General features: G+C 69.8%; 11 protein-coding genes. 7 read left to right on the top strand and 4 right to left on the bottom strand.

Translation table 11 applies throughout. The annotated features are described in order from the left end of the window. A complete protein-coding gene (locus OG246_RS17270) occupies nt 1-798 on the bottom strand; it encodes a helix-turn-helix domain-containing protein (RefSeq protein WP_266462665.1) in 798 nt (265 codons plus the stop codon). A gap of 56 nt (nt 799-854) precedes the next feature. Here OG246_RS17270 and OG246_RS17265 point away from each other — a divergent pair, with 56 nt between their 5' ends. Beyond that, entirely contained in the window at nt 855-1427 is a 573-nt protein-coding gene (locus OG246_RS17265) for a class I SAM-dependent methyltransferase (RefSeq protein ID WP_266462662.1), read from the top strand. Between the two features lie 82 nt (nt 1428-1509). On the opposite strand, the gene katG is transcribed toward OG246_RS17265, so the two are convergent. Next, nucleotides 1510-3726, bottom strand: a complete 2217-nt coding sequence (gene katG / locus OG246_RS17260) for a catalase/peroxidase HPI (RefSeq protein ID WP_266462659.1) — start codon at nt 3724-3726, stop codon at nt 1510-1512. A 390-nt stretch (nt 3727-4116) separates the two neighbouring features. Here katG and OG246_RS17255 point away from each other — a divergent pair, with 390 nt between their 5' ends. Continuing rightward, nucleotides 4117-4527, top strand: a complete 411-nt coding sequence (locus tag OG246_RS17255) for a Fur family transcriptional regulator (protein ID WP_266462656.1) — start codon at nt 4117-4119, stop codon at nt 4525-4527. Between the two features lie 94 nt (nt 4528-4621). Here OG246_RS17255 and OG246_RS17250 read toward each other — a convergent pair whose 3' ends face one another. Both OG246_RS17250 and OG246_RS17245 read right to left on the bottom strand, forming a co-directional pair. After that, the gene (locus tag OG246_RS17250) at nt 4622-5077 is read right to left on the bottom strand and encodes a protein-tyrosine phosphatase family protein (RefSeq protein WP_266464302.1); all 456 of its coding nucleotides are present in this window, start codon (nt 5075-5077) and stop codon (nt 4622-4624) included. A 61-nt stretch (nt 5078-5138) separates the two neighbouring features. Beyond that, the gene (locus OG246_RS17245) at nt 5139-5870 is read right to left on the bottom strand and encodes a FadR/GntR family transcriptional regulator (RefSeq protein WP_266462651.1); all 732 of its coding nucleotides are present in this window, start codon (nt 5868-5870) and stop codon (nt 5139-5141) included. A 244-nt stretch (nt 5871-6114) separates the two neighbouring features. Here OG246_RS17245 and OG246_RS17240 point away from each other — a divergent pair, with 244 nt between their 5' ends. The 5 genes from OG246_RS17240 to OG246_RS17220 are packed head-to-tail and all read left to right on the top strand — an operon-like array spanning nt 6115 to nt 12729. After that, a complete protein-coding gene (locus tag OG246_RS17240; protein WP_266462649.1) occupies nt 6115-7743 on the top strand; it encodes an ABC transporter substrate-binding protein in 1629 nt (542 codons plus the stop codon). Nucleotides 7744-7761: 18 nt separating this feature from the next. Further along, nucleotides 7762-8721 (top strand): ABC transporter permease, encoded by a 960-nt coding sequence (locus OG246_RS17235; RefSeq protein WP_266462646.1) that lies wholly within the window; start codon nt 7762-7764, stop codon nt 8719-8721. Then, the gene (locus OG246_RS17230; RefSeq protein WP_266462643.1) at nt 8721-10712 is read left to right on the top strand and encodes a dipeptide/oligopeptide/nickel ABC transporter permease/ATP-binding protein; all 1992 of its coding nucleotides are present in this window, start codon (nt 8721-8723) and stop codon (nt 10710-10712) included. Before OG246_RS17235 ends, OG246_RS17230 begins: the two co-directional genes overlap by 1 nt. Nucleotides 10713-10732: 20 nt before the next feature. After that, a complete protein-coding gene (locus OG246_RS17225) occupies nt 10733-11794 on the top strand; it encodes an ABC transporter ATP-binding protein (protein WP_266464300.1) in 1062 nt (353 codons plus the stop codon). After that, complete coding sequence (locus OG246_RS17220) at nt 11794-12729, top strand: dihydrodipicolinate synthase family protein (RefSeq protein ID WP_266462639.1); 936 nt, start codon at nt 11794-11796, stop codon at nt 12727-12729. Before OG246_RS17225 ends, OG246_RS17220 begins: the two co-directional genes overlap by 1 nt. The last annotated feature ends 126 nt before the right edge of the window (nt 12730-12855 follow it).

The following is a 12855-nucleotide window of genomic DNA, read 5'->3' as shown; positions in this document are numbered from 1 at the left end:
TCAGGAACGCGCCGGAAAGTACTGCCGCGGTGTCACACCCACGACGCGGTGGAAGGCCGCGACGAAGGAGCTGGCTGAGGCGTAGCCGACGTGGTGGGCGACTGTTTCCAGGGTCAGGCCGTCGGCGAGCAGCGGCATGGCGGCCTGCATGCGGAGCTGCTCGCGCCACTGGCCGAAGGCGAGGCCTGTCTCGGCGACGAAGAGTCGGGCCAACGTGCGTGAGCTGGCGCCGACTTGGGCTCCCCAGGAGGACAGCGGGCGCCCGTCGGCCGGATCGGCGGTGAGGGCCTGGGCGATCGCACGCGTCCGTGGGTCCCGCGGCTCGGGGACCGCGACACTTGTCACCGGGACGGTGCTCAGTACGTCCAGGAGTACGGCCTCCGCGCGGGCCCGGGCCTCCGGAGCGAGGTCCGTACGCACCAGGTGGTCGACGAGGGCACGCTGCAACGGCCCGACCGCCACCACCGTCGGCTCCGTCCAGGCGATCTGCGGGCAGCTCGCGGGATCGACGTACGGACTCCGCATGACCGCGTCGCCCTCCGACCCCGTCGAGTGCGGCAGCCCGGCCGGGATCCACAGGGCGAGCGAGGGAGGCAGCAGCCAGGAGCCCTTTTCGCTGCTGACGCGTAGCAACCCCTTTGCGGACCAGGCGAGTTGGTGGAAGGGGTGCCAGTGCGTGGTGAAGGAGGTTCCCCGGGGCATGGTGAAGTGCCCGACGAAGATCGCGGTGTCGGACGTGGACGGGTGCGGTCCGTGCCGCGACGTCGCGGGCCGCGGGCGCTGTCCGTTCTGCGACATGGAACGGCAGCGTAGCCCGTGGTGGACAGGCCCCGGCGGCGCCTAGCGTCGGAGGCATGCCGATGAATCGAGCCCATCGCAAGCTGTGCAGCTCCGAGGAGTGGGCGCAGACCACCAAGGACCGCATTCTGCCCTGGGCCCTGGAGGGCGTTGATCTGGGCGAGGACGTACTGGAGATCGGACCCGGTTACGGAGCCAATCTGCGCGTACTCGTGGAACAGGTGCCCCGTCTGACCGGCGTGGAGATCGACGGGGACACCGCCCGCCTCCTCCAGGACACATGGGGCGAGCGCGCCCGCATCCTCCACGCGGACGGCGCGGCCACGACCCTGCCCGACACCTCGTACGACTCCGTCGTCTGCTTCACGATGCTGCACCACGTCCCGACGGCCGCACACCAGGACCGCATCTTCGCCGAGGCCTTCCGTGTCCTGCGCCCCGGCGGCACCTTCGCCGGCAGCGACAGCCAACCCAGCCTGCGCTTCCGGCTGTTGCACTTCCGCGACACGATGAACACGCTGCGCCCGGACACCCTCCCCGCACGTCTGACGGGGGCGGGCTTCAAGGACGTATCCGTGGACCTGCACCCGGAAAGCGGCGGGCTGCGCTTCCGGGCCACCCGCCCCTGAGCACGCCGGGCCAACAGAAACGTCCAGGCCGACCCCTGCGGGCCGACCTGGACGTCACGGTCGATCAGTCGATCAGAAAAGGTCAGACGAGGTCGAACCGGTCCAGGTTCGAGACCTTCGTCCACGCGGCGACGAAGTCGTTCACGAACTTCTCCTTCGCGTCATCGCTCGCGTAGACCTCCGCGAGCGCGCGCAGCTCGGAGTTCGAGCCGAAGACGAGGTCGGCACGGGTGCCGGTCCACTTGACGGCGCCGGAGGCGTCGCGACCCTCGAACTCGTCCTGCGCGGTGGACGTCGACTTCCACTCCGTACCCAGGTCGAGCAGGTTGACGAAGAAGTCGTTGGTCAGCGTGCCCGGCCTGTCGGTGAGGACGCCGTGCTTGGACTGGCCGGAGTTGGCGCCGAGGACGCGCAGACCGCCGACGAGGACCGTCATCTCGGGTGCGCTGAGGCTCAGCAGGTTCGCCTTGTCCGTCAGCAGGAACTCGGCCGGCAGGCGGTTGCCCTTGCCGGCGTAGTTGCGGAAGCCGTCGGCCTTCGGCTCGAGCGCGGCGAACGACTCGACGTCCGTCTGCTCCTGCGTAGCGTCCACCCGGCCCGGCGTGAACGCCACCTCGACCTCGACGCCGCCGGCCTTGGCCGCCTGCTCGACGGCCGCGGAGCCCGCGAGCACGATCAGGTCGGCGAGGGAGACCTGCTTGCCGCCCGCGGAGTTGAAGGACTCCTGGATGCCCTCGAGCGTACGGAGCACCTGCGAGAGGTCGTCCGGGTTGTTGACCTCCCAGCCGCGCTGCGGCTCGAGGCGGATGCGGGCGCCATTGGCGCCACCGCGCTTGTCGCTGCTGCGGAAGGAGGACGTCGCGGCCCAGGCCGCGGAGACGAGCTGGGCGATCGTCAGGTCGGAGCCGAGGATCTGCTCCTTGAGCGAGGCGATGTCGGCGGCGTCGATGACCGCGCCCTCGCGCGCCGGCAGCGGGTCCTGCCACAGCAGCACCTCGGAGGGGACCTCCGGGCCGAGGTAGCGCTGGATCGGGCCCATGTCGCGGTGCGTGAGCTTGTACCAGGCGCGGGCGAACGCGTCCGCGAGCTGCTCCGGGTTCTCGTAGAAGCGCCGCGAGATCTGCTCGTAGACCGGGTCGAACTTCAGCGAGAGGTCGGTGGTGAGCATCGTCGGGAGCTTCTTCTTCGACGCGTCGTGCGCGTCGGGGATGATCGCCTCGGCGTTCTTCGCCACCCACTGGTTCGCACCGGCCGGGCTCTGGGTGAGCTCGTACTCGTACTCGAAGAGGTTCGTGAAGAACCCGTTGCCCCACTGGGTCGGCGTGGCGGTCCAGGTCACCTCGAGGCCACTGGTGATGGCGTCGCCGCCCTTGCCGGTGCCGTAGGTGCTCTTCCAGCCGAGACCCATCTGCTCGATCGGGGCGGCCTCGGGGTCGTCGCCGACGCTCTCCGCCGGGCCCGCGCCGTGGGTCTTGCCGAAGGTGTGGCCACCGGCGATGAGGGCGACGGTCTCCTCGTCGTTCATCGCCATGCGGCGGAACGTCTCGCGGATGTCGCGGGCCGCGGCGATCGGGTCCGGGTTCCCGTTCGGGCCCTCCGGGTTGACGTAGATGAGACCCATCTGGACGGCGCCGAGCGGGTCCTCCAGCTCGCGGTCGCCGGTGTAGCGCTCGTCGTCGAGCCAGGTGGTCTCGGGGCCCCAGTAGACGTCCTCGTCCGGCTCCCACACGTCGGCGCGGCCGCCGGCGAAGCCGAAGGTCTTGAAGCCCATCGTCTCCAGCGCGACGTTGCCCGTGAGGATCATGAGGTCGGCCCAGGAGATGTTCTGGCCGTACTTCTTCTTGACCGGCCACAGCAGACGGCGGGCCTTGTCCAGGTTGCCGTTGTCCGGCCAGCTGTTGAGCGGGGCGAAGCGCTGCTGACCGGCACCCGCGCCACCGCGACCGTCGCTGATGCGGTACGTACCGGCGCTGTGCCAGGCCATACGGATCATGAGCGGGCCGTAGTTGCCGAAGTCCGCCGGCCACCAGTCCTGCGAGGTGGTCAGGATCTCGGCGATGTCCCGCTTCACGGCCGGGAGGTCGAGGGTCTTGAACGCCTCGGCGTAGTCGAACTCCTCACCGAGGGGGTTGGACACCGCGGGGTTCTTCGCGAGGATCTTCAGGTTGAGCTGCTCCGGCCACCACTGGCGGTTTCCGCCGCCCTGGGTCGGGTGCGGGGCGCGTCCGTGCGCGACGGGGCAGCCACCTCCACCCTCCGATTTCGCGTCGGTGACGATTGCGTCGTTGTTCTCAGTCATGGGAATCCTTCCGGACCTGGCGGATCACGTGCTCAGGAACTGCGGGCGGTGGAACGGTCGGGCGGGGGGTACGAAGTCTGTGGTCGGCGACGGCGAAGTCGGGGGTACAGGCCTCTCCGGCCTGTGGAGGGCCTCACGCACGACAAGGGAGAAACGGCCCGCGCGATCGCGCATCCCGGAGGGGATGGATCGCCTCGACGCCGAGGTGGTCCCGTCACGTCTCTGTCTCATGCCGTACTGGAGTCTTCCTGTCCCTTGGCTATCGCCAGATCCGATCCTACGATGGACGGAGTCCAAGTCAAGAAGCGGGCCAAGCCCATATCCAACCGGACCCCGGACCTAGACCGGTAAACTCCGGGCATCACACCGAACCTGAATAGGTGAACCGATATGAGTGACCTGCTGGAGCGACTGCGGGGGCGTGGCTGGCGGATGACTTCCCAGCGACGCGTCGTTGCGGAGGTCCTCGACGGCGAACACGTGCACCTCACGGCCGACGAGGTGCACGCCCGTGCGGCGCAGCGGCTGCCGGAGATCTCCCGGGCGACCGTCTACAACGCCCTGGGCGAGCTCGTCTCCCTCGGTGAGGTGATAGAGGTCTCCACGGACGGCCGCGCCAAGCGTTATGACCCGAACGCGCACCACCCGCATCAGCACCTGGTGTGCTCCAAGTGCGGCACGATCCGTGACGTCCACCCGGCCGGCAATCCGCTGGCCGACCTCCCTGCGGAGGAGCGGTTCGGTTTCACGGTGTCCGACGTCGAGGTCACCTACCGGGGGCTTTGCCCGGACTGTTCCTGAGCGCTCCGCCGGCGGTCCGGTGCGTCGCCTGCGGGTCCGTCGTGGCTGGTCGCGCCCACGCGGCGGAGCCGCATATGTCACAGCCCCGCGCCCCTTACGGGGCTGCAGTACCGCAGCCGGTGAAGCGCCGTACGTACGCGCGCTGCCACGGCGTCTCCACCGCATGCCGGTCGTAGTGCCGGCGTACGAAGTCCACCGCCTCCTGGGGCGGTACACCGTCGAGGACCGCCAGGCAGGCCAACGCCGTGCCCGTGCGGCCTCGGCCGCCGCCGCAGGCGAGTTCGACGCGGCCGGTCGAGGTCCGGCTCCAGGCCTCGGTGAGCAGTTCGGCGGCCCGGGTGCGGTCGGCGGGCAGGCGGAAGTCCGGCCAGCGCAGCCAGTGGGCCTCCCAGGGGACTTCGGGGGGCTGCTTGCCGAGGAGATACACGGCGTACGTCGGTGACGGGCCCTCGGTCGGAAGCGGGCGGCGCAGGCCGCGGCCACGCACCAGCCGGCCGGAGGGCAGGCGCAGGACGCCCGCGCCGTTCGGGTTCCAGGTCGCCCCGGTCACGGGGACGGGCTCACCGCCAGCGGCTCCCGCACCGTTCGGGTCCCAAGCCGTTCCACTCACGTCAGCTCACCCCCCGTGACTCCTGTGCCGCCCGCGCCTCGATGCCCCGGAAGTGGAACGCCATCGCCCGCTGTGCGCCCTCCACGTCGTGGGCGCGCAGGGCGGTGACGATGTCGCGGTGGCGGCGGACGGTGACCTCGGGTGCCGGGTCGTCGGTCCAGCCGCGGATGCCGGAGACGCGGCGGAAGACGGTCCAGAAGGCGCCGAGGAGCTGTGGGACGAGGGCGTTGCCGAGGGAGGCGTACAGCAACTCGTGGAATTCGCGGTCGAGTTCGGCGAAGGGGCCGCCCTCCTGGCCCGCGGCCTCCATCCGGGTCACGACGGATTCGAGCCGGTCGAGCTCGGCCTCGGAGAGCGTGCCGGCGACCCGGCGGATCAGCCCCTCCTCCAGCACCTCGCGGACCTGGAGTATCTCGGCCAGCGCGCTCGCGTCGTCGCTGGGCCGTGCGAGCGTCCGGAAGGTCAGTCCGTCGACCAGGGGTGTCAGAGATGCCTCGCCGACGTACGTGCCGTATCCATGCCTTATGTCGACTATGTCGAGGGCCTGGAGGGCCTTGAGGGCCTCACGGACGGAGTTGCGGCTGACGCCCAGGTCCTCCATGAGTTCCGCCTCGGTCGGCAGCGGCGCGCCGGCCCGGAGTTTGCGGTCGAGGATCAGCTGCATCACCTCGCGCTGTATCTGGCCGCTCAACCGGCGTTCGGGTCTGCGCCGGCTACCGGTCTCCTCGGGCATGCGCCGCATCGTACGCTCGCTGGACATCCGACGTCCCACCTCCGGGATGAAGAAACGTCAATCAGTAATTGACAAGTCGTCAATTAGGCCTATTTCTAGGTGCCATTGGTCGCACCTTTGGAACATACGCCATTCGTGCGTGTTCCCTTGACCCCCCTCACGCCCCCTCTTAGGGTCACGCTGCCCCCTATGACGTAGGACGTCGTATCTCCCACTCACTGGACCACTCCTCACTGGAGGAACCGTGCGCGACGTGACCCCCACTCCGGCGCTGCACCGCCGGTCGTTCCTGAAGTACACCGGCGCGCTGGGCGCGGCCGCCGCCGTCTCCTCGTCGCTGTCGGCCTGCTCGGCGGGGCCGGAGTCCACGAACGACACCGGCGGCGGGGGCAGCGGCGGGAACAGCACACTGACCGCCGTCATCGGCTACGGAAACGACGGCAGCTGGGATCCGACGCAGACGGCGTCCGCCTTCTCGATGGCCGCCAACAACCACATCTACGAGGGCCTGCTCGACACGGACCCGATCTCCCGCGAGCCGTACGCCGCGCTCGCCACGCAGGTGCCCGCCGACCTCACCGGCACCTCCTGGAAGTTCGAGCTGCGCCCGGGCGCCAGGTTCCACGACGGGAAGCCCGTCACCGCCGACGACGTGGTGTTCGTGTTCGACCGGATCCTCGATCCGAAGACGCAGACCCTCGGCAAGGGCTTCTTCGCGAGCTGGCTGAAGGAGGTCCGGAAGATCGACGCGATGAACGTCGAGCTGGTCCTCAAGTTCCCCTTCCCCGAAGGGGTTTCGCGGCTCACCCTCGCGAAGGTCATGCCGAAGCACGTCTTCTCCAAGCCGGGCGCCTGGGAGGAGGCGATCAGAGGCAAGGCGATCGGCTCGGGACCGTACCGGCAGACCGCCCACCACCCGAAGTCGAACACCACCTTCGAGGCCTTCGCCGACTACAACGGCCCCCGCAAAGCCGCCTTCAAGAAGATGAACTGGCTGACGATGGTGGACGCCGCACCGCGCGTCGCGAAGATCTCGGGGGCGAGCGCCGGAGCGCCGATCGCCGACAACATCCCCTACGCCAACATCGAGCAGCTCAAGAAGGGCGGCATGACCGTCCAGGGCGGCGCGGGGATGAACAACCTCTTCCTGATGTTCAACACCCAGCACAAGCCCTTCGACGACGTCCGGGTGCGCCAGGCGCTGCACTACGCCATCGACACCGACAAGATGGTCCAGGTCGCACTGAAGGGGCACGGCAGGGCGTCGAGTTCGTTCCTCAACGAGGGCAACCCGAGCTACCGGCCGGCGAAGACCGTCTACGCGTACGACCCGCAGAAGGCGAAACAGCTCCTGGCGGACGCGGGCGTCGAGGGGCTGAAGGTCGACATCATGGCCGTCAACGTCAGTTGGATCGTCGACTGCCTGCCGACGATCAAGGCGTCCTGGGACGCGATCGGTGTCGAGACGACGCTCGACCCGCAGGAGACCACGGCCGTCTTCACGAAGATGGACCAGAAGCAGGACTACCAGGTGGTCGCGGCGGCCTCGAACCCCAACCAGTTCGGCCTCGACGCGGACCTGATCATGCACTACAACTACGGCCCGCAGAACCTGTGGATGGGCTACGCCCGCTGGGCCGGTGACCCCGTGGCCAAGAAGCTCTTCAAGGACATGGACCAGGCGACGCAGGAGCCGGACGCCACCCGGAAGAAGACGATGATCCAGGACTACATCGACGTCGTCGCCGAACAGGCCGTGCTCTACCCGGTCGTGCACAACGAGCTGATGACCGCCTGGGACCCGAGGAAGCTCACGGGGATAAGGGCACAGCCGTACCCCGGGATCAACCTCCTGCAAGCCAAGTGGGCGTAGACCGGAGGTAGTCAGCACGTGGTCACCGTCGCCAGGATCCTGCTCCGCCGTATCGCCCTGCTCGTACCGCTGATGCTCGGGATCGTGCTCTTCGTGTTCATCGTGATGCGGTTCTCGGACGTCGATCCGGCATCCGCGTTCTTCCAGGGCGCCAATCCGACGCCGCAGCAGCTGATCGACTTCCGGGAGCAGAACGGGCTCCTCGACCCGTTCCCGGTGCGCTACTTCCACTTCCTGGGGGACCTGCTCCACGGCGACCTGGGCACCAGCGCGCTGACCGGCGCACCGGTGCTCGAACAGATCACCACCGCGCTGCCGCTCACCCTCCAGCTCACCTTCCTTGGCCTCGGCATCGCGGTGGTGCTCTCGCTGCTCGGCGGGGTCACCGCGGCGATCTACCGCGACCGGCTGCCGGACCAGATCATCCGGGTCGTCTCGCTGACCGGTGTCGCGGCGCCCGGCTTCTGGCTGGCGCTGCTGATGATCCAGTACCTGGCCGTGGACCTGGGCTGGTTCCCCACCGGCGGCTACATCAACCCGGCCGACTCACTGACCGGCTGGCTCAAGACGATGACGCTGCCCGCGCTCGCGCTGTCGCTGCCGGTCGCCGCGCAGCTCACCCGGATCGTGCGGACCTCGGTGGTCGAGGAGCTCGACAAGGACTACGTGCGCACGGCGATCGGCAGCGGCCTGCCGCCCCACGTGGTCGTCGGCCGCAACGTCCTGCGCAACGCCCTGATGAACCCGCTCACCGTGCTCGGGCTGCGCGTGGGGTACCTGCTCGGCGGGGCGGTCGTCATCGAGACGATCTTCTCCCTGCCCGGGATGGGGAAGCTGATGATCGACGCCGTGAAGAACGGCGACCCGGCGGTCGTGCAGGGCGTCGTCCTGACCACCGCCACCGGGTTCGTCGTCGTGAACCTCGTCATCGACATCCTGTATCTGCTGGTCAACCCGCGGCTGAGGGAGGCGACCTGATGTTCACATCGTTCAATCGCAAGCGTCTCACCGAGGCCCTGTCCCGGCCCGGCATCCGGCTGCGCGGCTGGCACCGGCTCCCGCTCCTCTCCCGGGTCGCGGTCTGCTTCCTGACGCTCGTCGTCGTGGTGGCGGTGTTCGCGCCGCTGCTCGCACCGGACGACCCGCTCGACCAGCAGCCGCTGATCGGCGGCACGGGAGCCCCGTCCGCCGAGCACTGGATGGGGCAGGACAGCCTCGGCCGGGACATCATGAGCCGGCTGATGTACGGCGCACGCTGGTCCCTCGCCATCGGCCTGGGCGCCACCGCGCTCGCCCTCGTCGTGGGAGCACTCCTCGGCGCGGTCGCGGCGACCTCGCGCAAGGCGGTCGACGAGACGCTGATGCGCTGCCTGGACGTCGTCATGGCGTTCCCCGGCATCGCGCTGGCCGCCGTCCTGGTCGCCGTCTTCGGCGGCGGGATCACCGTGCTGATCTGCGCGATCGCGTTCCTGTTCACCCCGCCGGTCGCCAGGGTCGTACGCGCGAACGTCCTCGACCAGTACGGCGAGGACTACGTCACCGCCGAGCACGTCATCGGCGCCCGCACCCCGCACATCGTCATCAAGCACGTGGCGATCAACTGCGCCGCACCCATCCTGGTGTTCTGCACCGTGCAGGTCGCCGAGGCCATCGTCTTCGAGGCCTCGCTGTCCTTCATCGGCGCGGGAGTCAGGCCCCCGGACCCGTCCTGGGGCAGCGTCATCGCCGACGGCAAGAACATGGTGCTCACCGGCGGCTGGTGGGCCACCGTCTTCCCGGGCCTGCTGATGCTGATCACCGTGCTGTCGCTGAACATCCTCTCCGAGGGCGTCTCGGACGCGTGGGCCGCGCCCGCCGCGCGCGACGTACCGGCACGAGAGGCGAAGGACCGGCTGGAGGCCCCCGAGCCCGGCAGCGGCAAGGTCCTGGACCTGCCGGGGCTCACCGAGGCAGCGGCCCGGCTGCGCAGCCGGGCCCGCCCCCTTCCCGAGGGCGCCGTGCCCGTCCTGGCCGTCGAGAACCTGGCCATCGGCTTCGATGCCCGCCACGGGGGTGTGGACATCGTCGACGGCATCAGCTTCGAGGTGCAGCCGGGTGAGGTGCTCGGGCTGGTGGGCGAGTCCGGCTGCGGCAAGTCGCTGACCGCGCTGACGGTGATGGGCCTGGAGCCGAAGGGCGCCAGGGTCCGCGGCCATGTCCGGTTCAACCAACGGCAGTTGGTGGGCGAGCCGATGCGCGTACGGCGCAGACTCCTGGGCCACGAGATGGCGATGATCTACCAGGATGCGCTGTCGTCCCTGAACCCGGCGATGACGATCCGGGCACAGCTGAAACAGGTCGTACGGCGGGGAGGCAAGCGCACTCCGGCGGAGCTGTTGGAGCTGGTCGGCCTCGACCCCGAACGCACCCTGCGCAGCTACCCGCACGAGCTCTCCGGCGGCCAGCGACAGCGCGTACTGATCGCCATGGCGCTGTCCCGCGACCCCAAGCTCATCGTCGCCGACGAACCGACGACTGCCCTCGACGTGACCGTCCAGGCGCAGGTCATGGAGCTGCTGCTGCGACTTCGCACGGAGCTGGACTTCGCACTGATCCTCGTCTCCCACGACCTGGCGCTGATCTCGGCGGTCACCGACCGGGTGGTCGTCATGTACGGCGGCCAGATCGTCGAGACCGGGGTGACCGCCGACCTCGTCGAGGAGCCGGCCCACCACTACACGCGCGGACTCCTCGGCAGCGTGCTGTCGTTGGAGACGGCGGCCGAGCGGATGACGCAGATCAAGGGCGTCGTGCCCTCCCCCGCGGACTTCCCGGCGGGCTGCCGGTTCGCCGACCGCTGCCCGATGGCGAGCGAGCCGTGCCGCGACACCGCACCCGACCTGCTGGGCAGCCGCTACCACCTGGCGGCCTGCCACCATCCGGCGATCGACCTGACACCGGAACCGACCGGAAGCGAGGTCGTGAATTGAAGGGTGAATTGAACGGCGAGCTGAACGCGCTGGTGACACTCGCCGACGCCCACGTCGTCCACAAGGCCCGCACCGGGGGCCTCTTCTCCCGCGACCGGGTGTACGCCCTCACCGGCGCCGACCTCACCATCGCGCCCGGCGAGACGGTCGGCGTCGTCGGTGAGTCCGGCTGCGGCAAGTCGACACTCGCCAAGGTGCTGGTGGGGGTGCAGCGGCCGACGTCCGGCACGGTGACGTTCGGCGGCCGGGACCTGTGGTCGCTGCCGCCCACCGAACGGCGTACGGCCGTCGGCGGCAGCACCGGCATGATCTTCCAGGACCCGTCGACGGCGCTGAACCGGCGGCTGACGGTCCGGCAGATCCTGCGGGACCCCCTCGACGTCCACAAGCGCGGTACGCCGGCCCGGCGCGAGGAGCGGGTCAAGGAGCTGATGGAACTGGTCGGCCTGCCCCGCGTCCTGGCCGAGGGCCTGCCGGGCCAGCTCTCCGGCGGCCAGCGCCAGCGCGTCGCCATCGCCCGCGCCCTGGCCCTCGACCCCGACCTCGTCGTGGCCGACGAGCCGACGAGCGCCCTTGACGTGTCGGTCCGCGCCCAGATCCTCAACCTCCTCCTGGACCTGAAGGAACGCCTGGGCCTCGCCCTCGTCTTCGTCTCGCACGACATCCAGACGGTACGCAGGATGAGCGACCGCGTGATCACGATGTACCTCGGCCGGATCGTCGAGGAGTCCCCGGCCCACGAGGTCACCGACAGCTCCCGGCACCCGTACACCCGGGCCCTCTTCTCGGCCACCCCCGGCCTCCTCGACCCCATCGACCCCATCCCCCTGGTGGGCCCCGTCCCCTCGGCCACCCGCCCGCCCTCCGGCTGCCCCTTCCGTACCCGCTGCTGGAAGGCCGACGAGGTGTGCGCGGGCGCCATGCCGGACTTCACGGCCGCGTCGCGCCCCGATCACCGTTACCGGTGCCACCATCCTGTGCAGGAGGGTCAGTCGACGCGCGACCTGGTCACGCAGGCGCTGTCCGCCTCGCCGGCCGCCGCCACGGCCGACGTCCCGCTCGAGCACACCAGGGAGCCTTGATGTCGATCCCCACCCCGCTGACCGGTGTCGTTCCGCCCGTCTGCACGCCCCTGACACCGGCCCGCGAGGTGGACGTCCCCTCCCTCATCAGGCTCGTGGACCACCTGGTGGAGGGCGGGGTGCACGGTCTGTTCGTGCTCGGCTCCTCCTCCGAGGCCGCGTATCTGACGGACGCGCACCGGCGGCTCGTCGTCTCCACCGTCGTCTCGCACGTCGGCGGGCAGCTGCCCGTGCTTGCCGGGGCGATCGACATGACGACACCGCGGGTGCTGGACCACGTGGAGTACGCGGCCTCGGCCGGCGCCGACGCGGTCGTGGTGACCGCCCCCTTCTACACCCGCACCCACCCCGCCGAGATCGCCCGCCACTTCCGCGTCCTCGCCGCGCGCTCGCCCCTGCCCGTCTTCGCCTACGACCTTCCGATGTCCGTCCACACCAAGCTGAGCCCGGAACTGGTCCTCGAACTCGCCGCCGACGGTGTCCTCGCCGGCCTCAAGGACTCCAGCGGGGACCTGGCCGGCTTCCGCTCCGTCGTCATGGGCGCCCGCTCGCATCCCGGCATCACCGGCTTCAGCGTGCTGACCGGGTCCGAGCTCGTCGTCGACTCCGCGCTTGCGCTGGGGGCCGACGGGGTTGTGCCCGGGCTGGCGAATGTCGACCCCGAGGGGTACGTGCGGCTTTACCGGCTCTGCCGGGACGGGGACTGGGGGCGTGCTCGGGCCGAGCAGGAGCGGTTGTGTGCGTTGTTCGGGATCGTGGGGGTTGGGGATCCGGCGCGGATGGGGGGTAGTTCGGCGGGGCTCGGGGCGTTCAAGGCGGGGCTGTATCTGCGGGGGGTCATCGACTGCCCGGTCACGGCGGAGCCGCAGGTTGCGTTGTCGGAGGGGGAGGTTGAGCGGGTGGGGAAGTATCTGGCGGCGGCGGGGTTGCTGTAGGGGGTTTTCGCCCCCTCCGCCCCTACCCGTCCCGTACCTGGGGGCTGCCGCCCCCAGACCCCCGCTTTCGGCCTGGACGGCCTCGTCCTCAAACGCCGGACAGGCTGAAAGATCTTCCCCGGCCAG

The sequence above is a fragment of the Streptomyces sp. NBC_00620 genome (assembly GCF_026341825.1).
In the GTDB taxonomy this organism is placed as follows: domain Bacteria; phylum Actinomycetota; class Actinomycetes; order Streptomycetales; family Streptomycetaceae; genus Streptomyces.
The sequence above is the reverse complement of the archived record's forward strand: the minus strand, read 5'-3'. Positions and strand labels throughout refer to the sequence as shown.